This window comes from Streptomyces sp. NL15-2K (assembly GCF_030551255.1).
In the GTDB taxonomy this organism is placed as follows: Bacteria; Actinomycetota; Actinomycetes; order Streptomycetales; family Streptomycetaceae; genus Streptomyces.
In genome coordinates this window covers 3,342,017-3,363,956 of sequence record NZ_CP130630.1, presented here as the reverse complement: position 1 = coordinate 3,363,956, position 21,940 = coordinate 3,342,017, and the positions used below count along the sequence as shown (strand labels likewise).

General features: G+C 70.2%; 20 protein-coding genes and 1 pseudogene. 10 read left to right on the top strand and 11 right to left on the bottom strand.

The window, feature by feature from the left end; translation table 11 throughout:
• Positions 1-207 precede the first annotated feature (207 nt).
• Entirely contained in the window at positions 208-864 is a 657-nt protein-coding gene (locus Q4V64_RS14725) for a phosphotransferase (protein ID WP_124442670.1), read from the top strand.
• A gap of 18 nt (positions 865-882) precedes the next feature.
• Here Q4V64_RS14725 and Q4V64_RS14720 read toward each other — a convergent pair whose 3' ends face one another.
• Both Q4V64_RS14720 and Q4V64_RS14715 read right to left on the bottom strand, forming a co-directional pair.
• Complete coding sequence (locus Q4V64_RS14720; RefSeq protein ID WP_124442671.1) at positions 883-1,212, bottom strand: hypothetical protein; 330 nt, start codon at positions 1,210-1,212, stop codon at positions 883-885.
• Positions 1,213-1,332: 120 nt separating this feature from the next.
• Entirely contained in the window at positions 1,333-2,358 is a 1,026-nt protein-coding gene (locus Q4V64_RS14715) for an MBL fold metallo-hydrolase (protein ID WP_124442672.1), read from the bottom strand.
• 174 nt (positions 2,359-2,532) lie between these two features.
• On the opposite strand from Q4V64_RS14715, the gene Q4V64_RS14710 reads away from it, so the two are divergent.
• Both Q4V64_RS14710 and Q4V64_RS14705 read left to right on the top strand, forming a co-directional pair.
• Positions 2,533-4,026, top strand: a complete 1,494-nt coding sequence (locus Q4V64_RS14710; protein WP_253267208.1) for an aldehyde dehydrogenase — start codon at positions 2,533-2,535, stop codon at positions 4,024-4,026.
• Positions 4,027-4,029: 3 nt separating this feature from the next.
• Positions 4,030-4,263 (top strand): ferredoxin, encoded by a 234-nt coding sequence (locus Q4V64_RS14705; protein ID WP_095752376.1) that lies wholly within the window; start codon positions 4,030-4,032, stop codon positions 4,261-4,263.
• A gap of 282 nt (positions 4,264-4,545) precedes the next feature.
• Here the strand turns inward: Q4V64_RS14705 and Q4V64_RS14700 are convergent, their stop codons facing one another.
• On the bottom strand, positions 4,546-5,217 hold the full coding sequence (locus Q4V64_RS14700) for a TetR family transcriptional regulator (protein ID WP_124442673.1): 672 nt from the start codon (positions 5,215-5,217) through the stop codon (positions 4,546-4,548).
• A 175-nt stretch (positions 5,218-5,392) separates the two neighbouring features.
• Here Q4V64_RS14700 and Q4V64_RS14695 point away from each other — a divergent pair, with 175 nt between their 5' ends.
• Genes Q4V64_RS14695 through Q4V64_RS14685 form a run of 3 tightly spaced genes read left to right on the top strand, consistent with a single transcriptional unit; the run spans position 5,393 to position 8,693 of the window.
• Positions 5,393-6,823, top strand: a complete 1,431-nt coding sequence (locus tag Q4V64_RS14695) for a glycosyltransferase family 4 protein (RefSeq protein ID WP_124442674.1) — start codon at positions 5,393-5,395, stop codon at positions 6,821-6,823.
• Complete coding sequence (locus Q4V64_RS14690; RefSeq protein ID WP_124442675.1) at positions 6,817-7,626, top strand: class I SAM-dependent methyltransferase; 810 nt, start codon at positions 6,817-6,819, stop codon at positions 7,624-7,626. The genes Q4V64_RS14695 and Q4V64_RS14690 overlap by 7 nt, the downstream gene beginning before the upstream one ends.
• Entirely contained in the window at positions 7,623-8,693 is a 1,071-nt protein-coding gene (locus Q4V64_RS14685; RefSeq protein WP_124442676.1) for a prenyltransferase/squalene oxidase repeat-containing protein, read from the top strand. Before Q4V64_RS14690 ends, Q4V64_RS14685 begins: the two co-directional genes overlap by 4 nt.
• Positions 8,694-8,745: 52 nt before the next feature.
• Here the strand turns inward: Q4V64_RS14685 and Q4V64_RS14680 are convergent, their stop codons facing one another.
• Positions 8,746-9,039, bottom strand: coding sequence for a hypothetical protein (locus Q4V64_RS14680; protein WP_124442677.1), 294 nt, complete (start codon positions 9,037-9,039; stop codon positions 8,746-8,748).
• Between the two features lie 186 nt (positions 9,040-9,225).
• Between Q4V64_RS14680 and Q4V64_RS14675 the strand changes: the two genes are divergently transcribed.
• Genes Q4V64_RS14675 through Q4V64_RS14665 form a run of 3 tightly spaced genes read left to right on the top strand, consistent with a single transcriptional unit; the run spans position 9,226 to position 12,885 of the window.
• On the top strand, positions 9,226-10,554 hold the full coding sequence (locus Q4V64_RS14675) for a hypothetical protein (protein ID WP_253267209.1): 1,329 nt from the start codon (positions 9,226-9,228) through the stop codon (positions 10,552-10,554).
• Positions 10,551-12,119 carry a VWA domain-containing protein gene (locus Q4V64_RS14670; RefSeq protein ID WP_124442678.1) on the top strand — a complete coding sequence of 523 codons (1,569 nt, stop codon included), beginning with the start codon at positions 10,551-10,553 and terminating at the stop codon, positions 12,117-12,119. Before Q4V64_RS14675 ends, Q4V64_RS14670 begins: the two co-directional genes overlap by 4 nt.
• Complete coding sequence (locus Q4V64_RS14665; RefSeq protein WP_124442679.1) at positions 12,106-12,885, top strand: hypothetical protein; 780 nt, start codon at positions 12,106-12,108, stop codon at positions 12,883-12,885. Before Q4V64_RS14670 ends, Q4V64_RS14665 begins: the two co-directional genes overlap by 14 nt.
• Positions 12,886-12,932: 47 nt before the next feature.
• Here the strand turns inward: Q4V64_RS14665 and Q4V64_RS14660 are convergent, their stop codons facing one another.
• The 7 genes and pseudogenes from Q4V64_RS14660 to Q4V64_RS14635 all read right to left on the bottom strand — a co-directional run bounded on the left by Q4V64_RS14660 (position 12,933) and on the right by Q4V64_RS14635 (position 20,277).
• Positions 12,933-13,943: an LLM class F420-dependent oxidoreductase gene (locus tag Q4V64_RS14660; RefSeq protein ID WP_124442680.1), complete on the bottom strand. Its 1,011-nt coding sequence runs from the start codon at positions 13,941-13,943 to the stop codon at positions 12,933-12,935.
• A gap of 111 nt (positions 13,944-14,054) precedes the next feature.
• Complete coding sequence (locus tag Q4V64_RS14655; protein WP_124442681.1) at positions 14,055-14,900, bottom strand: DUF5336 domain-containing protein; 846 nt, start codon at positions 14,898-14,900, stop codon at positions 14,055-14,057.
• A 161-nt stretch (positions 14,901-15,061) separates the two neighbouring features.
• Positions 15,062-15,222, bottom strand: a pseudogene (locus tag Q4V64_RS54975) (N-acetylmuramoyl-L-alanine amidase); the annotation flags it as partial.
• A 796-nt stretch (positions 15,223-16,018) separates the two neighbouring features.
• The gene (locus tag Q4V64_RS14650; RefSeq protein ID WP_124442682.1) at positions 16,019-16,609 is read right to left on the bottom strand and encodes a hypothetical protein; all 591 of its coding nucleotides are present in this window, start codon (positions 16,607-16,609) and stop codon (positions 16,019-16,021) included.
• 105 nt (positions 16,610-16,714) lie between these two features.
• Positions 16,715-17,656, bottom strand: coding sequence for an N-acetylmuramoyl-L-alanine amidase (locus Q4V64_RS14645; protein WP_124442683.1), 942 nt, complete (start codon positions 17,654-17,656; stop codon positions 16,715-16,717).
• 22 nt (positions 17,657-17,678) lie between these two features.
• Positions 17,679-18,329: a class I SAM-dependent methyltransferase gene (locus tag Q4V64_RS14640; protein ID WP_124442684.1), complete on the bottom strand. Its 651-nt coding sequence runs from the start codon at positions 18,327-18,329 to the stop codon at positions 17,679-17,681.
• 208 nt (positions 18,330-18,537) lie between these two features.
• On the bottom strand, positions 18,538-20,277 hold the full coding sequence (locus Q4V64_RS14635) for an MFS transporter (protein WP_124442685.1): 1,740 nt from the start codon (positions 20,275-20,277) through the stop codon (positions 18,538-18,540).
• 220 nt (positions 20,278-20,497) lie between these two features.
• Here Q4V64_RS14635 and Q4V64_RS14630 point away from each other — a divergent pair, with 220 nt between their 5' ends.
• Entirely contained in the window at positions 20,498-21,940 is a 1,443-nt protein-coding gene (locus Q4V64_RS14630) for an MFS transporter (protein ID WP_124442686.1), read from the top strand.

The following is a 21,940-nucleotide window of genomic DNA, read 5'->3' as shown; positions in this document are numbered from 1 at the left end:
CTCACCACGGTGGTGGTTCACGGTGGGGGTACCTCCCAGGCCCTTAAGGCACTGGGGGAGGGTCAGCGCCGGAATTGCACCGGCTTCCCCCCGTACGGGTGTGATGACGACGCGGCTACTCTACTCGCCCGTAAGGAAGGGGCTGAGGGCCGCCTGTGTGTGCGGGTACGTTCGAGTCATGTCCTAGACGGGGGGTCACGGGGGTCCATGACGGGGAGACTGCTCGGCTCCGGCCGCGCCGCCGACGTGTACGAGATCGACGAGGCGTGGGTGCTGCGCCGCAACCGGGAGGGGTGGGGGGACGCGCTCGCCGAGGGCGCGGTGATGGAGCACGTGCGCCGACACGGCTACGCCGCGCCCCGGGTGCGGCTCTCCGCCTCCACCCGCACCGAGCTGGTGTTGGAGCGGCTGTCGGGACCGACGATGCTGGAGGCGCTCGGCGCGGGGCGGATCGACGCGCGGGAGGCGGGGCACGTCCTCGCCGGTCTGCTGCGACGGCTGCACGCCCTCCCCGCCCGTCGCTCCGCCACCGGACGCGTACTCCACCTCGACCTGCATCCGGACAACGTGATCCTCACGCCCGACGGTCCCTACGTGATCGACTGGACCAACGCCGAGGAGGGCGACCCGGGCCTGGACTGGGGTATGTCAGCGGTGATCCTGGCCCAGGTCGCCGTCTCGGCCGAGGCGCTCGCCGGACCGGCCCGCGCACTGCTGGCCGGGCTGCTCGCCGACCCCTCCGAACTCACGGAGGAGGGGCTGGCCGAGGCACGCCGACGGCGCGCGGCCAATCCGACGATGACCCGACGGGAAATCGAACTCCTCGGCCCAGCCGATGAGTTGGTCCGAGCATACGGGGGCTGAGAGAGGACCCGCCGTCGCTTACGCCTTGCCGGCCAGGGCGACGGAGAGCCGGGTGACGGTGCTCGCGGGGCCGCAGTTGACGGCCGTGTTGCCCGTGCCGGACCGGGTGCAGCCCGGGCCCGCCGTGATACCCGCGGAGTCCTCGATGATCAGGCTGCCGCTGGAGTCGACACGCATCTTGACGGGGTTCGGCGTCTCGCCCCGGACGGTGATCGTGACGGCGTTGCCGACACGGGTCGCCGTGGAGTCGGACGGAGCCTGGGCCGCGGCGGGGGCGGCGAACGCGGCCAGCAGGAGACCCGCGGCCAGAGACGGAACGGCCGCTCGTTCCAGGGTGTTCGTGTTCATGATCCTCATGCTGTTCTTCTCTCGTTCGAGCAGGGTCGAAAGAGGGCGCCGTGAGGGACGGCCTCGGCGCCAGCTAAACAGTGAGTGATCGGCTGCGCGCGATTTGTTACGCCAACCTCTCTACAACGCCACGTACGTCACCGGCTCGCTCCCCGTCACCGCCTCCGCCCGCCCCAGCTTCACCAGTCGCCGCAGATGCGCCTCCGCCTCCGAGACAGCGATGTTCTTTGATCCGTACGGGATTTGGTCCCAAGGGCGGTTCCACTCCATGCGCACGGCGAGCTGCCAGGGCGTGAGGGGCTCGGCCAGGAGGGAGAGGAGGCCGGTGAGGCGGTCCTCGTGGTGGGTGAGCAACTCCCGTACGCGGGCGGCAGCGTCGGTGAACACGTGCTGGTGGGCGGGGAGCACCTCGGCCGGGGTGAGGCGGCCGACGCGTTCCAGGGAGTCGAGGTAGTCGCCGAGGGGATCGGTGACGGTGGCGTCGTCCGGATCCTCGTACAGGCCGATGTGCGGGGTGATCTCGGGGAGCAGGTGGTCGCCGGAGAACAGGCGGCCGTGGCCCGGGAGTCGGGCCGGGTGCTCCTCCTCCAAGTGCAGGCAGACATGGCCGGGGGTGTGGCCCGGGGTCCAGATCGCGCGCAGCCGGCGGCCGGGCAGATCGAGGAGTTCGCCGGGGACGATCTCGCGGTCCGGCAGGGCCGGGGCCAGGCCGGGCACGGTGCGACGGCGGGCGGCGCGCAGCGGGGCCACGTGCTCCTCGGGGGCCCCGGCCCCCTCGAGCTTGGCCGTCATGTAGGTGAACCAGCGCTCGGGGCGGGTCGAGCGGGTCCGCCGAACGATCGCCCCGTCCGCCGCGTGCATCGCGATCCACGCCCCGGACGCCTCGCGCACCCGGCCGGACAGGCCGTGGTGGTCGGGGTGGTGGTGGGTGATGACCACGCCGTGGATCTCGCCGACCGAGGTGCCGCAGGCCGTCAGCCCCTCGGCGAGGGTGTCCCAGGAGGCCGGGTCGTCCCAGCCGGTGTCGATCAGTACCGGTCCCCGGTCGGTGTCGACGACGTAGACGAGCGTGTGGCCGAGGGGGTTGTCCGGGATGGGGACCTGAAGGGAGCGGACGCCGCCGCCGTGGTCGTACACCTGCGCCATGGGCTCCCCAATCGCCGTGTCCCGGCCAACTATAACTAGAACGCGTTTCGATGGGAGCCCAGGTCGACCTTCCCGTCCGACGTCCCGACCGTGGACTCCTCCAGGTGGACCTGGTATCAGTGGCCGTATCTGATGAACCGTCAGAGACGCAGTCGCTCCGGGGAGGCAGTCGCCATGGCCGAACTCGTGGAACCCATGGAACCCATGGAACCCATGGAACCCATTGAACACGGACAGCTGTTCATCGGCGGGGAGTTGACCGACCCCCTGGGCAAGGACGTCATCGAGGTGATCTCGCCGCACACGGAGGAGGTCATCGGACGCGTGCCGCACGCCTCGACGGCGGACGTGGACCGGGCCGTCGCCGCCGCGCGCAAGGCGTTCGACGAGGGGCCCTGGCCGCGCATGACCCTCGACGAGCGGATCGGGGTCGTCACCCGGATCAAGGACGGGATCGCCGCCCGGCACGAGGAGATCGCCCGCCTCATCTCCTCCGAGAACGGGTCGCCGTACTCCTGGAGCGTCCTCGCGCAGGCGCTCGGCGCGATGATGGTGTGGGACGCGGCGATCACGGTCGCGCGGGACTTCACCTACGAGGAGACACGCGACGGAGTCCTCGGGCGGATCCTCGTGCGGCGCGAGCCGGTCGGGGTCGTCGCGGCCGTCGTGCCCTGGAACGTCCCGCAGTTCGTGGCCGCCGCCAAGCTCGCGCCGGCGCTGCTCACCGGCTGCACGGTGGTCCTCAAGCCGTCGCCCGAATCGCCCCTGGACGCGTACATCCTCGGCGAGATCGCGCGGGAGGCCGGGCTGCCGGAGGGGGTGCTGTCGATCCTCCCCGCCGACCGCGAGGTCAGCGAGTACCTCGTCGGACACCCGGGCGTCGACAAGGTCTCCTTCACCGGCTCGGTGGCCGCGGGCAAGCGCGTGATGGAGGTGGCCGCCCGCAACCTGACCCGCGTGACCCTGGAGCTGGGCGGCAAGTCGGCGGCGGTGGTCCTGCCGGACGCGGATCTGGAAACCACCGTCCCCGGCATCGTCTCCGCGGCCTGGATGAACAACGGGCAGGCGTGCGTCGCCCAGACCCGCATCCTGCTGCCCGGCTCGCGCTACGACGAGTTCGCCGAGGCCTTCGAGGCGGCAGCCGGCGCCCTGGTCGTCGGCGACCCGCTGGATCCGGCGACGCAGGTCGGCCCGCTGGTGGCGCAGCGGCAGCAGCGGCGCAACCTGGACTACATCCGCATCGGCCAGGAGGAGGGCGCGAAGATTCTCACGGGCGGCGGGCGCCCGCCGGGACTCGATCGGGGCTGGTACGTCGAGCCGACCCTCTTCGGCGACGTCGACAACTCCATGCGGATCGCCCGGGAGGAGATCTTCGGCCCGGTGATCTGCCTGCTCCCGTACGGCGACGAGTCCGAGGCCGTGAAGATCGCCAACGACTCCGACTACGGGCTGAGCGGCAGCGTGTGGACCGCCGACGTCGCGCACGGCGTCGAGATCGCCCGCCGGGTCCGTACCGGCACGTACTCCGTCAACACCTTCAGCCTCGACATGCTCGGCCCCTTCGGCGGCTACAAGAACTCCGGGCTGGGGAGGGAGTTCGGGCCGGAAGGGTACGGCGAGTACCTGGAGCACAAGATGATCCATCTGCCGGCCGGCGGGGAGGTGTAGAGCGTGGGCGACCGCTGGCAGGTCGAGGTCGACCGCTCCCTGTGCATCGGCTCCGCGAGCTGTGTCCACCACGCCCCGGACGGCTTCCGGCTCGACACGGGACGCCAGTCCCACCCCGTCGAGCCGGAGACCGACGCCAACGAGAAGGTCCTCGCGGCGGCGGAGGCCTGCCCCGTGGAGGCGATCATGATCACGCTGCTGGGGAGCGGGGAGCCGGTGTTTCCGCCGGAGGAGTAGAACGCCCCAAAAAATTATCGTTCGGGGGGTTCCATACCGTGCCGTATGTCCTATTATGAGAAGTGCCTACGGGACGAGTGAGGGAGTTCGACCGGAGTAGCCGACTTCGGCGTGAGGCTTCGGCTTCCGCCGGGGCCGACAGCGACGGTCGGGCTGAGAGGCCGGAAAGTCGGAAGGCCGAGAGGCCGGAAGACCGGAAGGCGACCCCCAGTTACCTGATCCGGGTAATGCCGGCGAAGGGAACCCGTCTCGTAGGTCTTTCTTGTGCGGTCTTTCTTGTGCCTACGACCTGTCCGGGCCCCGCCTGTCCGGATCCGTCAGGTCGATCAGCCGGCACACCGTCTCGATGTCGATCTTCACCTGGGCGATGGAGGCGCGCCCCGACAGCCATGTGATCAGGGCCGAGTGCCAGGTGTGCTCGATGACGCGGACCGCGGAGAGCTGGTCGGGGGTGGGGTCCTCCAGGCCCATCGCGTCCAGGACGATCGCCGTGGTCTGGCGGGAGACCTGGTCGACCTCGGGCGAGACGCTGCGATCGGCGAAGGTCAGGGCACGGACCATCGCGTCCGCCAGATGCGGCTCGCGCTGCAGCGCGCGGAAGGCCCGCATCAGCGTCTCCGCCACCCGCTCCGCCGCCGTCTCGCCCGACGGCGGCTTCTTGCGCAGCGTGCCGTGCATGTGCTCCAACTGGTCCTGCATCGTGGCGACCAGCAGATGGATCTTGGACGGGAAGTAGCGGTAGAGGGTGCCGAGGGCGACCTGTGAGACCTCCGCGACCTCCCGCATCTGCACCGCGTCGAAGCCGCCCCGGCTGGCCAGTTGCGCGCTCGCGTGCAGGATGCGGCGGCGGCGCGCCTCCTGCCGCTCGGTGAGGGGCGGGGATGCGGGGTGTGCGGTACTGGCATCCACCTTGACCACCTTGTTCCCCTTGTCGGCCTTGGCTTCCGCAGGCATGGCTCTCGTTCCGTGACAGGACGTCCGTCGTGGCGTGAATCACCTGATCCACCGCTCACAGCGGCCCTACCTGCCGGTAGATTCAGAGCCTCCTGAACGATCAAGTCTGAAACTTGTTCTAGATTAGCGTCCCGGCGTAATCTCGCGGGGCAGAGCAGGCAGAAGGGGGCCCAGAGTGACCGCTGAGGCCAGTCAGGCGGGGTCCTCCGGGGGCCTGGCCGCTGACGGCGAGCGACCGCTCCGCATCGCGCTCCTCACGTACAAAGGGAACCCGTTCTGCGGGGGCCAGGGTGTCTACGTACGGCATCTCTCGCGCGAGCTGGCCCGCCTCGGCCACCGGGTCGAGGTCATCGGCTCCCAGCCCTACCCTGTCCTCGACGAGGGCTACGACGGCCTGAGCCTGACCGAGTTGCCCAGCCTCGACCTCTACCGCCACCCGGACCCCTTCCGCACCCCGAAGCCCGGCGAGTACCGCGACTGGGTCGACGCGCTGGAAGTGGCGACGATGTGGACGGGCGGCTTCCCGGAGCCGCTGACGTTCTCGCTCCGGGCCCGCCGCCATCTGCGCGCCCGGCGCGGCGAGTTCGACGTCGTCCACGACAACCAGACACTCGGCTACGGCCTGTTGGGCGATGTCGGCGCCCCGCTCGTCACCACCATCCACCACCCCATCACCGTGGACCGCCAGTTGGAACTGGACGCGGCCGAGGGCCTGCGGCGGAGGATGTCCATACGGCGGTGGTACGGCTTCACCCGCATGCAGAAGCGCGTCGCCCGCCGCCTGCCCTCCGTGCTCACCGTCTCCGGCACGTCCCGCCAGGAGATCGTCGACCACCTCGGCGTAGGGCAGGACCGCATCCACGTCGTCCACATCGGCGCCGACACGGACCTGTTCTCGCCGGACGAGTCCATACGGCGCGTCCCCGGCCGTATCGTCACGACGTCCAGCGCCGACGTACCGCTCAAGGGCCTGGTCTTCCTGGTCGAGGCCCTGGCGAAGGTCCGCACCGAGCACCCCGACGCCCACCTGGTCGTCGTCGGCAAGCGACCCGACGAGGGGCCCGTCGCCCAGGCGCTCGAGCGCTACGGCCTCCAAGGCGCCGTCGAGTTCGTCAAGGGCATCTCGGACGCCGAACTGGTCGACCTGGTCCGCTCGGCCCAGGTCGCCTGCGTGCCCTCCCTGTACGAGGGCTTCTCCCTGCCGGCGGCGGAGGCCATGGCCACCGGAACGCCGCTGCTGGCCACGACGGGCGGCGCGATCCCGGAGGTCGCCGGATCCGACGGGGAGACCTGCCTGGCGGTACCGCCGGGTGACGCGGGGGCGCTGGCGGCCGGGCTGGGCCGGCTGCTGGGTGACGCGGAGCTGCGCGGTCGACTCGGCGCGGCGGGGCGCGAGCGGGTGCTGGAGCGGTTCACCTGGGCGCGGGCCGCCGAGGGGACGGTCGCCAGGTACCGCGAGGCGATCGCCCGCTCGGCCGGTCAACCATCGGCACCCGCGAGAGCGTCCGTACAACCAGCCACAGCAGTACCACCGATCGCCACGGCAACAGCCCCCACTGCCGCCACCACCCCGGAAGACCTCCCCGAAAGCAGGGCCACGTGCTGACCGTCGACTTCTCCCGGTTCCCGCTCGCCCCGGGGGACCGTGTTCTGGATCTCGGCTGTGGTGCCGGCCGGCACGCGTTCGAGTGCTACCGGCGCGGCGCGCAGGTCGTGGCCCTTGACCAGAACGCCGAGGAGATCCGCGAGGTCGCGAAGTGGTTCGCGGCGATGAAGGAGGCGGGGGAGGCCCCCGAGGGCGCCACCGCGACGGCCATGGAGGGCGACGCCCTCGCGCTGCCCTTCCCCGACGAGTCCTTCGACGTCGTGATCATCTCCGAGGTGATGGAACACATCCCGGACGACAAGGGCGTACTCGCCGAGATGGTCCGGGTGTTGAGGCCCGGCGGCCGCATCGCGATCACCGTCCCGCGCTACGGCCCCGAGAAGGTCTGCTGGACCCTGTCCGACGCCTACCACGAGGTCGAGGGCGGCCACATCCGCATCTACAAGGCCGACGAGTTGCTGACGAGGATCCGCGAGGCCGGACTGAAGCCGTACGGCACGCACCACGCCCACGCCCTCCACTCGCCCTACTGGTGGCTGAAGTGCGCGTTCGGCGTCGACAACGACAAGGCGCTGCCGGTGCGGGCGTACCACAAGCTGCTGGTCTGGGACATCATGAAGAAACCGCTGGCCACGCGGGTCGCCGAGCAGGCGCTGAACCCGCTGATCGGCAAGAGCTTCGTGGCGTACGCGACCAAGCCACACTTGCCGCGTCTGTCCGAGACCGAAACCGAGACCGAGACCGAAAGCGAAACCGAGACCGCAACCGAAGCCGGGCTCGTTGCAGGGGCGGCCGCCAAGTGACCACCCCCCGGACAGAACACCTCGTCCTGCCCGGGGTCCTCACCGCCGGGCAGGCCGCCGCCACCGTCGCCGGGATCCTCGCCATGCAGCGGGAGGACGGAGCGATCCCGTGGTTCCGGGGACACCACCTGGACCCGTGGGACCACACCGAGGCCGCGATGGCGCTGGACGCGGCCGGCGAGCACGAGGCCGCCGAGCGGGCGTACACCTGGCTGGCCCGGCACCAGAACGAGGACGGCTCCTGGTACGCGGCCTACGCCGACGGGAACTTCGACGACGTCACCGACCGGGGCCGCGAGACGAACTTCGTCGCCTACATAGCCGTGGGCGTCTGGCACCACTACCTCTCCACCGGCGACGACACCTTCCTCGACGGCATGTGGCCGACGGTCTACGCGGCGATGGAATGCGTCCTGCGCCTCCAGCAGCCGGGCGGACAGATCGGCTGGAAGAGCGAGGACGACGGCACGGCCACCGCGGACGCGCTGCTGACCGGCTCCTCCTCGATCCACCACGCGCTGCGCTGCGCGCTCGCCATCGCCGAGGAGCGTGAAGAGCCGCAGCCGGACTGGGAGTTGGCGGTGGGGGCGCTGCGGCACGCGATCCGGCGCCACCCGGAGCGGTTCCTCGACAAGGACCGCTACTCGATGGACTGGTACTACCCGGTGCTGGGCGGCGCGCTCACGGGCGCGGAGGCCAAGTCCCGTATAGAGGCGGACTGGGACCGTTTCGTCGTTCCCGGACTCGGGGTGCGGTGCGTCGTCCCCAACCCGTGGGTGACGGGCGGCGAGTCCGCCGAACTCGCCCTCACTCTCTGGGCGATGGGCGAGTCTGACCGGGCCCTGGAGATCCTCCAGTCGATCCAGCACCTGCGGGACGCGGAGTCGGGCCTGTACTGGACGGGCTACGTCTTCGAGGACGAGGCCATCTGGCCCCGGGAACTGACCACGTGGACGGCCGGCTCCCTCCTCCTCGCGGTCGCCGCCCTCGGCGGGCATGAGGCGACCTGCCGGGTCTTCGACGGCGACCACCTGCCCCGCGGCCTCGACCCGGACTGCTGCGCCTGACTGCTCAGTGCGGGTGCACTCGGTTGGCTCAGTGCCGGTGCATGCGGTCGGCTCAGTGCCGGTGCACGCGATTGGCGATCGCGTGCCCCACGAACAGGTACACGATCGCGGCCAGGCCGTATCCGGCCACGACCCGCGCCCATGCCTCGTCGAACGTGAACAGGTCGTGGGACCAGCCCGCCAGCCAGCGGGCCGCGTCGTGGATGAACTGCACGAACTCGTTCGCGCGGTTCGCGTCCAGCAGGTACATCAGGATCCACAGGCCCAGGATGAGAGCCATGATGTCGGCGACGACCGCGATGATCGTGCCGGCCTGATTGGCACCGTTGCGATAATGAGGGGACATGTCCATCGGGTTGCCCCTCAACCGCGGATGAAACGCGGTGGCCGAAAAGCCGAGGTGAGTGGCGGTCAGCCGACGGGGCCTCGCTTTCCGTTCGCCTTCCGTTCCGCCCGAATTGGTCCTGCCGACGGCTGGTGTTCCTGATGATCTCCGACAATCCTTGCCCCCAGGGGGAGGGCAGGAGAGCCGGTGTCCGAAGCAGACAGACCGCACGCCACATCCGAAGCGGACAGACCGCGCCTCGCGGAGGAACCACGGCTCGCCACCCGCGACCGGGCCCGCCGCCGTCCACGCTTACCACTCCACGTCGTCGTCGCGCTTCCGCTCGCCCTGGCCGGGCTGTTGGCCCTGCTCGTCACGGGCAACGCGCTCCGCCCGTTCGACCGCATCACCACGATCGAGGCCAGGATGGCCTCCAAGTCCGACTACTTCAAAGACCCCGAGGTGCAGCGGCTGCTGCTGGAGCACGGCATACGGGTCGACATCCACCGGCTCGGCTCCCGGGGCATCGCCACGCAGTCCCTCAAGGGCATGGACGTGGTCTTCCCGTCCGGCCAGCCCGCGGCCAAGCTGATCCTCGACCGGCAGGACCGCTCGGTGGACTCGGTGCGTCCCTTCGTCACACCGCTCGTGTTCGGCACGTTCCGGGACTACGCCGAGACCCTGCGGAAGGCGGGCGTGGCCACTCCGCAGCCGGCGACGGCCGGCGGCAGGACGCTCTACTACGACCTCGACATGGGCAAGTTCATGGACCTGCTGGACGGCCTGGACGAGGGACGCGAAACCGGCGACCAGGACGAAGACGGCACGCCCGAACGCGCGGACACCTGGAACGGCATCGGATTCGACGAGGCCGGCGGGCGCAGCAACAGTGGCCGCGTCCTGGTCCGCACCTCCAACGTCTGCGAGTCCAACTCCGCGGGCGCCTACATGAGCATCCTCGCCTTCGTCGCGAACGGCGACAGCACACCGGGCGCCGGGGAGGCCGACGAGGACAAAGCGATGAAGGAGGCCGAGAAGGTCGCCCGGAAGATCAAACCCCTCATCGACCTCCAGGGCATGTGGGCCGACGAACAGGCCGAAAGCTACCTCTCCGACCTCGGCGAGAGCATCGCACCCATCTCCGTGATCTACGAGCACCAGTACCTGGCCCACCAGATCGACTACGAGCACAAGCACCACCGGCAGGACACCGACCGGGTCCTGCTCTATCCCACCCCCTACGCCCTCACCGAGCCACAGCTCATCTCCCTGAGCGACAAGGGCGACAAGCTGGTCCGCATCATCGAGGACGACACCGAACTGCGCCGGCGCGCGATCGAACTGGGCTTCCGCGTCCGCTTCTCCGGCGAGGACGGCACCAGCGACCAGCTCAACACCTACCTGCGCGAGCACGGGATACAGGTGCCGACGCCGAACCGCGACCAGACCAAGGTGTACGAACCCGACCTGGACGTCCTGGAGGAGATCATCAACTCCGTGGGCACCTGCCCGCCGCCCGTGCAGGACACCCCATGAGGAGGTACGCGCGTACCCTCACCGCCTGCCTGACGCTGGCCCTGCTCGCCGCTCTCACCTCCTGCACCCGGGACGAGAAGGACGTCACCCTGCGGGTCCTCGCCAGCCCCGAACTCGCCGACCTCGAACCGCTGTTGGGTGAGCTGAAGGACGACACCGGCGTCGAGCTGGACATGGAGTACCGGGCCACGGCCGATCTGGCCGGCGCCCGCGGCTCGTCGTACGACCTGGCCTGGCCGGCCTCCGACCGCTCGTTCCTGCTGCGGCTGCAGGACTCCGGCGAGCGGACGGCCCGGCCCGAGTCGACCCCGATCATGCGCTCGCCCGTCGTGGTCGGCCTCACCCCCCAGGTCGCCGACACCCTGCGGGACGGCGTGCCCGGCGGGCACCTGTCGTGGGCGGACATCGCGGACGCGGCCGCCGACGGCACCGTACGGTTCGGGATGGCCGACCCGCGCAGCAGCGACACCGGGCGCGCGGCCCTCGTCGGTGTCGCCACCGCGGCCGCCGGAACCGGCAGCGCGCTACGCGAACAGGACGTCTCCTGCGACCGGTTGCGCGGCTTCCGCTCCGGCCAGACCCTCACCGGCGCCAGCTCACGCGAACTCATCACGACCTACAAGGGCCATCAGGACAAGGCCAACGCGCTCATCGCCCACGAGTCGGAGCTCCTCTCCCTCAACGCCACCGACAAGCTGCCCGAGCCCCTGGAGATCGTCCATCCCGAGGACGGCATGGTGCTGTCCGACTTCCCGCTGCTCCTGCTGAACACCGGCGAGCGCACCGCGTACGAGAAGGTGGTCGACTGGCTGCTGGGGGACGACGTGCAGCGGAAGCTGATGCAGCGCACCTGGCGCCGCCCCGTCAACCAGGACGTCACACCGGCCGAGCCCCTGCGGGCGGCGGTCGGCAACGCCCTGTCCTTCCCCGACCGGCTGTCCATCGTGGAGCGACTCGTCGCCGACTACGGGGATCCCGCGCACACCACCACCGACCAGGTGGTGTTCCTGCTCGACTTCTCCGGCTCCATGCGCGGCGAGCGGATCGCCGACCTGCGCGCCGCCTTCGCCGGGCTCAGCGGCGCGGACCCCACCTCCACCGGCAAGTTCGCCCGCTTCTACCGGGGCGAGCGCCTCACCGTCGTACGGTTCGGCGGCGAGGTGCTGCAGGAGCGCACGGTGACCGTGCGGGGCGACGACGATCTCCGTGCCCTGGACAAGGTGGTGGCCGACGGCGCCTTCGACGACTCCACCGCCGTCTGGTCGGCCCTCGACCACGGCTACCGCATCGCCGCGGACGCCGTGCGCCAGGCCCCCGAACGACCCGTGTCCATCGTGCTGATGACGGACGGCGAGAGCAACGCGGGTATCCCGTACGAGGAGTTCCTGCGCCGCCACGGCAGGCTCGGCGCCGACGCGCGCGAGGTGCCCACCTTCCCCGTCCACTTCGGCGAGGCCGACGCGGCCGCGCTGAAGAAGGCCGCCGCGGCGACCGGCGGCCGCATGGTCGACGCGAACCGTTCCTCACTCTCCGATGCCTTCAAGGAGATCCGTGGGTGTCATTGACAGTCAGTGGTGGAGCATGCGGTGGCCGTGGATGGCCGTCTGGCTCCTGACGGCGACCTGCTTCGCCGTCGTCCTCCAGTACGTGCTCGCGCGCTGGGTGGCCGCCCGGCGCAGGCGGCGCCGGGGCGGGGGGCGCATGGTCTCCGGCATGTGCATCTATCTGCACGAGACACGGGTCGAGGGCGTCGCGGACATCCTCGGCATCCCGAAGGCGGACCTGAACGTCTCCCACGAGACCAGCGTCTCCCGCGGCTTCAACGTGTTCGGCAAAATCACCGTCGGCGGTGGCAAGGCCCAGCACGACCGGAGCACCCAGACCCGCACCGAGTACTGGGAGCCCAACACGCCGATGAAGACCATCCGCCTGATCATGGACAGGCTGCGGGAGAGGGACATGGTCGTGGACGCCGACCTGGCCACCGGCCAGCTCGTGCCCACCGCCGCGCTCGCCGACGAGCTGAGGGGCACCGCTGACGGGAGCAGCGCCCCGCTGACCGCCGTCAGGAGGACCTACGTCTCGATCTCCGGCCTCTTCACGGTGCGCAGGGCCGCCGGCGGCGACGTCGTACTCCGCGCCCGCTACGGCAGCGGCGACCCGCCCGCGCATGTGAAGATCACCTGCGAGGAGTCCTGGGTCCGCGAGGAGTTCCGGGTCGACAGCTACTCGGCGGACGAGGAGTTCCCGGCCACCTGCCTGGGCAGGGTGCGGGCCTGGAACCCCGAGACGAGCGAACTCACGCTGGACCCGGTCTCGATCTTCCTGTGAATCCCCGGCATGTGACTGGGAGTTGAGATATGGAACCGAGCTACGAGTTACGAGCTCAGCTCGGCCAGCACCCGCAACGACCGGCGGTCCGGCGCCAGCGCCAACAGGTCCGTCACCGGCCCCTTGCGCCACGACTCCAGCCGCTCGGCGATACGTTCGCGGGGCCCGACGAGGGAGATCTCGTCCGCGAAGGCATCGGGGACGGCGAGCACGGCCTCTTCCTTACGGCCGGACAGGAACAGCTCCTGGATCCGCCGGGCCTCCTCCTCGTACCCCATGCGCGCCATGAGGTCGGCGTGGAAGTTGCGGGCGGCGTGTCCCATGCCACCGATGTAGAAGCCGAGCATGGCCTTGACCGGCAGGAGCCCGTCGCTCACGTCGTCGCACACCCGCACCTGGGCCATGGGGGCGACGAGGAAGCCTTCGGGAGCCCCGGCGAGTGAAGCCTCGTACACCTCGGGCCGGGTCGGCGACCAGTACAACGGCAGCCAGCCGTCCGCGATCCGGGTCGTCTGCGCCACGTTCTTCGGCCCCTCGGCGCCCAGCAGGATCGGCAGATCGGGGCGGAGCGGATGCGTGATCGGCTTGAGCGGCTTGCCGAGGCCGGTGGCGTCCGGACCACGGTAGGGGTGGGCGTGGAAACGGCCGGCGAGCTCCACCGGCGCCTCGCGCCGCAGCACCTGCCGTACGACGTCGACGTACTCCCGGGTCGCGGTCAGCGGCGACTTCGGGAACGGCCGTCCGTACCAGCCCTCGACCACCTGCGGACCGGACAGCCCGAGCCCGAGCAGCACGCGTCCGCCGGAGAGGTGGTCCAGGGTGAGCGCGTGCATGGCCGTCGTGGTCGGCGAGCGGGCGGCCATCTGGGCAACCGCCGTACCGAGCTTGATGCGGGAGGTCCGGGCCGCGATCCAGGCGAGCGGCGTGAACACGTCCGAGCCCCACGACTCCGCGGTCCACACGGAGTCATAGCCGAGCCGCTCCGCCTCCCGCGCCAACGGCACGTGGTCCGCGGAGGGGCCGCGGCCCCAGTAGCCGAGGGCGAGCCCTAGCCGCATGGCGCCTCCAGATATCTGACAGGTTGTCAGTTGACGGCTCCGGCCTGCGACTGTACGACAACGGCCCCCCGCCCGGAAGGGCGAAGGGCCGTTGTCGTAGGGCTGGTGGACTCAGCCGCGCTGGATCCCCGACGTGTCCTGCAGCACGCCACGACGACCGTCCTGCGTCTGCGCGACCAGCGCCGGACCGCGCTGCTCGACCGCGAGGTACCAGGTGCCGGGGGCGAGTTCGGCGATCGGCGTCGGCGAACCGTCCTCCGCGAACAGCGGCCGCGGCACCGGCACGGCGAACCAGAACGGCGAGAAGTCCGCGGCCGGCGGCTGCGCCTGCGGAGCCTGCTGCTGCGGCTGCCCGCCCGGCTGCCCGCCCGGCTGGGCGCCGAAGGGCTGGCCCGGCTGCGGCTGACCGCCGTACGGCTGGCCCGGCTGCGGGGCGCCGGGGTAGCCGTAACCGCCCTGGGGCTGGGCGCCGTAGGGCTGCGGGGCCTGGGGCTTCGGGGCGGGGATGAGGGCGCCCTTGAGGGCCGGGACGAGGGGGGTGGCGATGGCGGCGGCGGCCATGAGCAGGGTGGCGACGAGGGCGAGGATGAGGCCGATGCCGGCGTCGGGGCCGGGGCCGGCCGTCTCGAAGTTGTCGGCACCCCCGGCCGGGTCGAAGATGTTGCCCAGCGCGCTCCACGCGGCGAACACCGTGAAGGCGACGCCGAACTGTCCGAGGTCGAGCCCCGCCACCTTCGGCGTCTGCGGCAGACCCCGAGAGACGATGACGAGCGCGGCACCGATGATCCCCGCCAGAACGACACTGAGCAGGACCGGGCCGCTTGCCCACATGCTGGGGATCTCGAGGCTGTCGGGAGCACCGTCGAGCGAGTAGAGGTCGAGGAATGACGCGATGAACAGCAACACCGCTGCTCCGATCACCACGCCGTCGCCTCGAGTGAGGGAGCGGATATTCACTTCAAAATGTCCTTCGGTTCAGTCGTCTCGTCATCGGTGGAGGCGTCGCTGTCACCATGTCGCCCTCGGGCCGCGGTGTGAAGCGCGGGAGTGGCCTCATCGTAGGGGCGACACTATCGCCCGCCCGAGCAGGGTGTCCGTCGGGACCAACCCAGCGATCACTACCCCCGCACGACACTCACGATTCCCTCAGAGATTCCACGGACGGCCTTCTGACGCCGCGCGCCGCTGGTCAGCGGCGCCGCGTCCTTGCCATCGCGCAGGTTGCCGCACTGATGAACACTTCGAAAACCGTTGACGGATTGAGACTGTGGAGGTCCTGCGGGCCACCAGTCCGTACAGGTCAAGCATGTCCGTGTGAGTCCCCTGCTTCTTGCCGGTGGGTACGTTTGCGCGTACGAGATCGCCGGTTGCGTAGCCGAAGTGTTGCTTGGTGCGGGGCAGGCTGAGGCGGGGGAAGCCGTACCGGTCTGGCGTAGTACGACGGTAGGTTCCGCGTCCGGTCGCTGTCACAACAAGAACGGTTGCCGGGTGACGCGCCACGCTTTCCAGGATCCCGACACAAAGAGCATCTAGTGTGTGGCTTTTCGGTGTTGCAGTGCGCTGGCGATTCCATCTTGTCCGGCCGCCGGAAGACGGCCGCACGTCTTGGTGGCTGGCTCCGAGTGCTTGGATGAGGGCGCTGCGGGTCGCATTCATCGCGGCGGCGTCCCGCAGCGGAGCCTTCGCCTGTTGAACGAACCGCGCTCATGGCCCGAGTATCGAAGGCAACTCGTTCTACATGCTCCGTGCGTACAGGCGCCCAGCGGGTGATCCTGTCTACCCATGCGGTGGTGGTGTCGACGATTCGTTGCGTCGCTTTCTGCTGCCAGGTGCGGGGGACGGTGGACAGGCTCAGCCCACTCATATCCGTACGGACATCCAAGTCCGTACCATCACCGACGTAGTTGGAGGGCGCGCTGCTGGTGCCTCCGACGAAGCTCCCGCGATGCGTTCGCCCATGTTGCGGGAAGGGGGGCGATTGGGCGGGTGTCGGCGGCGCGCTGCAGCGAGCCAGGAAGCCCGTCTGGGTGTCCCGACGGGCTTCTGGATCGAACCTGGATGTTGCAGAGGGTGGACTAGCGGGCGCTGAATGCGTAGCAGACGCCTATCGGCTTGTAAGCCTTCACACCCTTTGCGGTCCACTTGAACTCGACCGGGTTGTACACGTCGAACTGCTTTCCTGAGTACCTCGTGTAGGCCTTGAGGACCCCGTACTTGCCGCGGGGTACCTCCTTGGCTCCACTGACCGTGATGCTGCGGGACTTCGTGATATCCCAGCCGACCGCCGCAGTCAGAGCCTTGTAGTTGACGGAGAAGCTCTTTGAATAAGTGGTGCTCATGGACTTGGTCTCGTCGATGCGGAGAGTGATGGGGCCCCGCCCGGATGCCTCCGCGATCGGTGTCTTGCCGCACTTCCCCGGTATGGACTTGACGTGCTTCGGCTTCGCGTTCGGGTTCCAGGTCACCTTGCCTGCTGCCTGAACGCTGACCGTGCCGGTGCTGCTGGACGACGTGGCGGATTGCGCTTCAGCTGCTGTGCCCATGCCGGCAAGGCAGATGGTCAGGGTGATGGCTGCTGCTGCGGGCAGCCCTCCACGCAGGATGATCTGACGCTTCACTATTCCCCCAGGCTCAGAGGTGAGCAGATCTTGATCGTTCTCGGTCAAGAAGATTCAAGGAGTGGGGCGTGTGCGACCGCAATGCTTTTGAGGTAGATCAGAGCTTGTCCGGGCAACAGGTGGGCCCCGGTCCGGAGAGGGTCCTGTGCGTGGCTATGAGGTCAGGTAGTTCACGATTCCCTCAGAGATCCCTTGCGCAGCCTTCTGCCGCCAGGGGCCGCTGGTCAGCAGTGCCGCGTCCTTGCTATCGCGCATGTTGCCGCACTCGATGAACACCTTGGGAACCGTTGACAGATTGAGACCGCCCAGGTCCGTGCGGGTGTCCAGTCCGGTGCCGTCGCCGACGTAGTTGGAGGGCGCGCTGCCCGTTACGTGCACGAAGTTGCCCGCGATGCGCTCGCCGAGGTCGCGGGAGGCGTCGACGATCGGGCGGGTGTCGGCGGCGCCCGCGTGCACGCTGCCCGGCAGGATCACGTGGAAGCCGCGGTTTCCGGTCCCCGAACCGTCCGCGTGGACCGAGACGACGGCGTCCGCGTGCGCCTTGTTGCCGATCCGGGCGCGCTCGTCCACGCACGGGCCGTAGGGCCGGTCGTTGTCCTGGGTCAGCTTCACCGTGGCGCCCTGCTTTTCCAGCAGAGCGCGCATGCGGTGGGCCACGTCGAGGGTGAACTCGGCCTCCGTGTAACCGGAGTTGGTGGACGTGCCTGTCGTATCGCATTCCTTCCGGTTCGTACCGATGTCCACCTTGCGGTTGATCTCGGCCGTGTGCTGGAAGTTGCCCGGGTTGTGGCCCGGGTCGATGACGATCACCTTGCCCTTGAGGGAGCCGGAGGCGGCGGGGGCCGAGGGTGAGGTCGTAGGTGTCGGTTTCTCGGAGGTGCTCGGGCTCGACTGCGCGGTGGCGGTACCGACCGCCGAGCCCGCCTTTCCGCTCGAACCGCTCGAACCGCCCGAACCGCCTGTTCCGCCGACCACTTCGAACACCAGCCACCCCAGCAACGCGCCCGGCACGAGCGCGGCGAGGGTGACGGCTAGCAGGCGGCGGCGGGGCCGACGGGGCTGGGGCGTTTCGAAATCCGGTCCTACGTACGACACGACAGCGACTCTAACCGCGCCCTCAGATCCCCGTCCCCGTTCGCCGCAGGACGCGCAGCGAGTCCGTCACCGAGACCTCCGTGAACGCGCCGGAGGCGAGAGCTCTGAGGTAGACGCGATAGGGGGCCTGGCCGGTGAACTCGTCCGCCGGGTCCGGGAACACGTCGTGGACGGCCAGCAGCCCGCCCTCGGCCACGTGGGGCGCCCACCCCTCGTAGTCGGCGTTCGCGTGCTCGTCGGTGTGGCCGCCGTCGATGAAGACGAACCCGAGGGGACTGCCCCAGACCTTCGCCACCTGCGGCGAGCGGCCGACCAGGGCGACGACGTGTTCCTCCAGCCCGGCGCGGTGCAGCGTGCGGCGGAACGTGGGCAGCGTGTCCATCAGGCCGATCTCGGGGTCCACCGTCTCCGTGTCGTGGTACTCCCAGCCCGGCTGCTGCTCCTCGCTGCCCCGGTGGTGGTCGACCGTGAGCGCGACGACCCCGGCCTCGCGAGCCGCGTCGGCGAGCAGGATCGTGGAGCGCCCGCAGTACGTGCCGACCTCCAGGAGCGGGAGACCGAGGCGCCCGGCCTCGACGGCAGCCGCGTACAGGGCGAGGCCCTCACCCGCGGGCATGAACCCCTTCGCCGCCTCGAAGGCGGCCAGGATCTCGGGCTTGGGGGCCGCGGGCATGGGGGTCCTTTCGGTCGTACGGTCCGTATGCGCGGGCAGGTGTCGTACGGCTACGGCTACGGCTACGGCTACAGCTACAGCTACAGCTACAGCTACGGCTGCGATCGCGTCGTACGAGCCTGTTGGCGCACCCATGCTGTCGCACCCCCCGTCGGCGAAGCGACAGGGGGTGCGGTGGTGCTGGTGATGCCTGTGCTGGTGGTGCGAGTCAGGCGGAGACCGTCTCCCCGGGCAGCGACAGGTCCAGGGCCACCGCCCGGTCGTCGCCCGCGTGGGTCGCCGACGAGGCGAGCGGGGCGTGGCCGGTGGCGCGGGCGGCCAAAACGTAGGCGCCCTGGGCGGGGACGGCGAGGGTGTAGGTGCCGTCGTCGGCGGAGAGGGTCGCGCCGGCTTGACGGCCCCGGCGGTCGATCAGCGTCACCTTGGCGCGGGCGACCGGGGTGCCGGTGGCGTCCAGGACGCGGCCGCGGAAGCCGCGCAGCGCCTCCTCGGCGTGCGCGAGTACCGCGTCCTCCTCGCTGCTCGCGCGCAGCTGCGGCTCGGTCGCCGGGCGCCGGCCGGGCAGGAAGAGGGCCAGCAGCAGGCCGACCGCCACCGCGCCCGTCGCGATCAGGAACGAGACGCGGAAGCCGTGCATGGTCGGGATCTCGACGCCGCCCACGTTGTTCGCGGTGTTGGCGAGGACCATGCCGACCACGGCGCTCGACACGGACGTACCGATGGACCGCATCAGGGTGTTGAGGCCGTTGGCCGCGCCCGTCTCCGACGCCGGGACCGCGCCGACGATCAGCGCGGGGAGCGAGGAGTACGCGAGGCCGATGCCCGCGCCCAGGACCACCGCGATGACGAGGCTCTGCCAGGCGGCGCTCATCAGGCCCAGGCCGGCGCCGTAGCCGATCGCGATGATCAGCAGGCCGAGGATCAGGGTGAACTTGGGACCGTACTTCGCCGAGAGGCGGGCGTAGACAGGGGCCGTGAACATCATCGTCAGACCGAGCGGCGCCACCAGGAGGCCGGCGACGACCATCGACTGGCCGAGGCCGTAGCCGGTGGACTTCGGCAGCTGGAGCAACTGGGGGAGGACGAGGGAGACGACGTAGAAGCTGACCCCGACCATGATCGAGGCGAGGTTGGTGAAGAGGACGGCCGGGCGGGCCGTGGTGCGCAGGTCCACCAGCGGGGCCTTGACGCGCAGCTCCATCACGCCCCACAGGAGGAGTACGACGGCGGACGCGGCGAACAGGCCGAGCGTGGTGGCGGAGGTCCAGCCCCAGTCGCTGCCCTTGGTGATCGGCAGCAGGAAGAGCACGAGTCCGGTGGAGAGGCCGAGGGCGCCCAGGACGTCGAAGGAGCCCTTCGCGCGCATCGGGGACTCCGGTACGACGAGGAGGGTGAGGGCGATGGCGAGGGCGCCGATGCCCGCGGCGCCGTAGAAGAGGGCGTGCCAGTTGGTGTGCTGCGCGACCAGGGCCGCGGCGGGCAGGGCGAGGCCGCCGCCGACGCCGATCGAGGAGCTCATCAGGGCCATCGCCGAGCCGAGCCTCTCGCGGGGCAGCATGTCGCGCATCAGGCCGATGCCGAGGGGGATCGCGCCCATCGCGAAGCCCTGGAGCGTACGGCCGACGATCATGGGGAGGAGGGCGCTGGTGAACGCGCTGACCAGCGCGCCGACCACCATCACCGAGAGGCTGACGATCAGCATGCGCCGCTTGCCGTACAGGTCGCCCAGCCGGCCCATGATCGGCGTGGCCACGGCGCCCGAGAGCAGGGTCGAGGTCAGGACCCAGGTGGCGTTGCTGGGCGACGTGTCCAGCAGTTGCGGCAGGTCCTTGATGACCGGGACGAGCAGGGTCTGCATCACCGCGACCACGATGCCCGCGAAGGCGAGGACCGGGACGACGGCTCCGCTCGCTCTGGGCGCGGGCTGGTCGGTCGACGTGTGCGTCATTGAGTGAGGCCTCCAGGCCTGGGGAGAGGTGTGCTGCGTGTGTGCTGGGTGAGCCGTGCGGGTTACGTGCGTGGTGAACCCCGTGTGCCTGGGCAACTATTCCGATGCTTCGGCCCACTAACGAAATCTTTGTCTTCTCTTGAACTTGAAGAAGGGCCTGCGCGGCGGTGCCTGGCCTACGCCGAAATACCGATGCAAGGAGCGTCGGCTGGTTGAGAGCATGACATCCATGCTCGGAGCCGCTGACGCCACCCGCCTGTCCCGCCGCCCCAGCACGCCCCCCACCTGGCTGGTCGTGGCGCTCGCGTGCGCCGGACAGTTCCTCGTCGTACTCGACATCTCCGTCGTCAACGTGGCGCTGCCGTCGATGCGGACCGACCTGCACCTGAGCGAGCAGGGCCTGCAATGGGTGGTGAACGCCTACACCATCGCCTTCGCCGGGTTCATGCTGCTCGGCGGGCGGGCCGGTGACCTCTACGGCCGCAAGCGGATGTTCCTCGTCGGCCTCGGGGTGTTCACGCTTGCCTCGCTGGGTGGTGGGCTGGCCCAGGAGGGCTGGCAGCTGCTGGTGGCGCGGGGCGCGCAGGGGCTGGGCGCGGCGGTGCTCGCCCCGTCGACGCTGACGATCCTCACGTCCGCCGTCCCGGAGGGCGCCGCCCGCGCCCGGGCCATCGCGACCTGGACGGCCGTGGGCGCGGGGGGCGGCGCGGCCGGTGGACTCGTCGGCGGCCTGCTGGTGGACGCGCTGTCGTGGCGGTGGGTCCTGCTGATCAACGTGCCGGTCGGGGCGGTGGTGCTGTTCGGCTCCGTGATGTGGCTGGTGGAGAGCCGCGCGGGGGACGGGCGGCGGCTGGACCTGCCGGGCGCGGTACTGGTGACGGCCGGGCTCGCCACCCTGGCGTACGGCATCTCCCAGACCGAGGCCGAGGGATGGACGGCCGCGGCCACGCTGGTGCCGCTGCTCGCCGGGCTCGCGCTGGTCGGCTGCTTCCTCGCCGTCGAGGCCCGTACGGCGGCTCCGCTGATGCCGCTCGGACTGCTGCGGGTGCGGTCGGTGTCGTCCGCGAACGCGGCGATGTTCCTCAGCGGCTCCGCGATGTTCTGCATGTGGTTCTTCATGACGCTGTACGCGCAGAACGTGCTGGGCTACTCGCCGCTGGACGCCGGACTCGCCCTGGTGCCGAGCTCCCTGGCCGTGGTCGTCGGCTCGAAGGTCGCGCCGCGGCTCATGCGGGTGATGGGGGCGCGTGCCGTGGCGGCGCTGGGGACCGTGGTGGCGGTCGTCGGCTTCGGCTGGCAGTCGACGATGAGCGCGGACGGGGCCTATCTGACGGCGATCATGTTCCCGGGGATCCTGATGATGCTGGGCGCGGGCCTGGCGGGGACACCGCTCGCCGCGCTGGCCACGTCGGGGGCGGCGCCCGGTGAGGCCGGGCTGGTGTCCGGCCTGGTCAACACCTCGCGCACGATGGGTGGTTCGCTGGGACTCGCGGTCATGTCGACCATCGCGGCGGCCCGTACCGGGGGCGGGGACGGGGGCGGTCACAGTCCGGAGGCGCTGGCGGAGGGCTACGCGCTGGTGTTCCGGGTGGGGGCGGGCGTGCTGGCGGGCGGAGTGGTGCTGATGCTGGTGTGGCTGCCGCGGAGAATTTCCGCGAGTTGA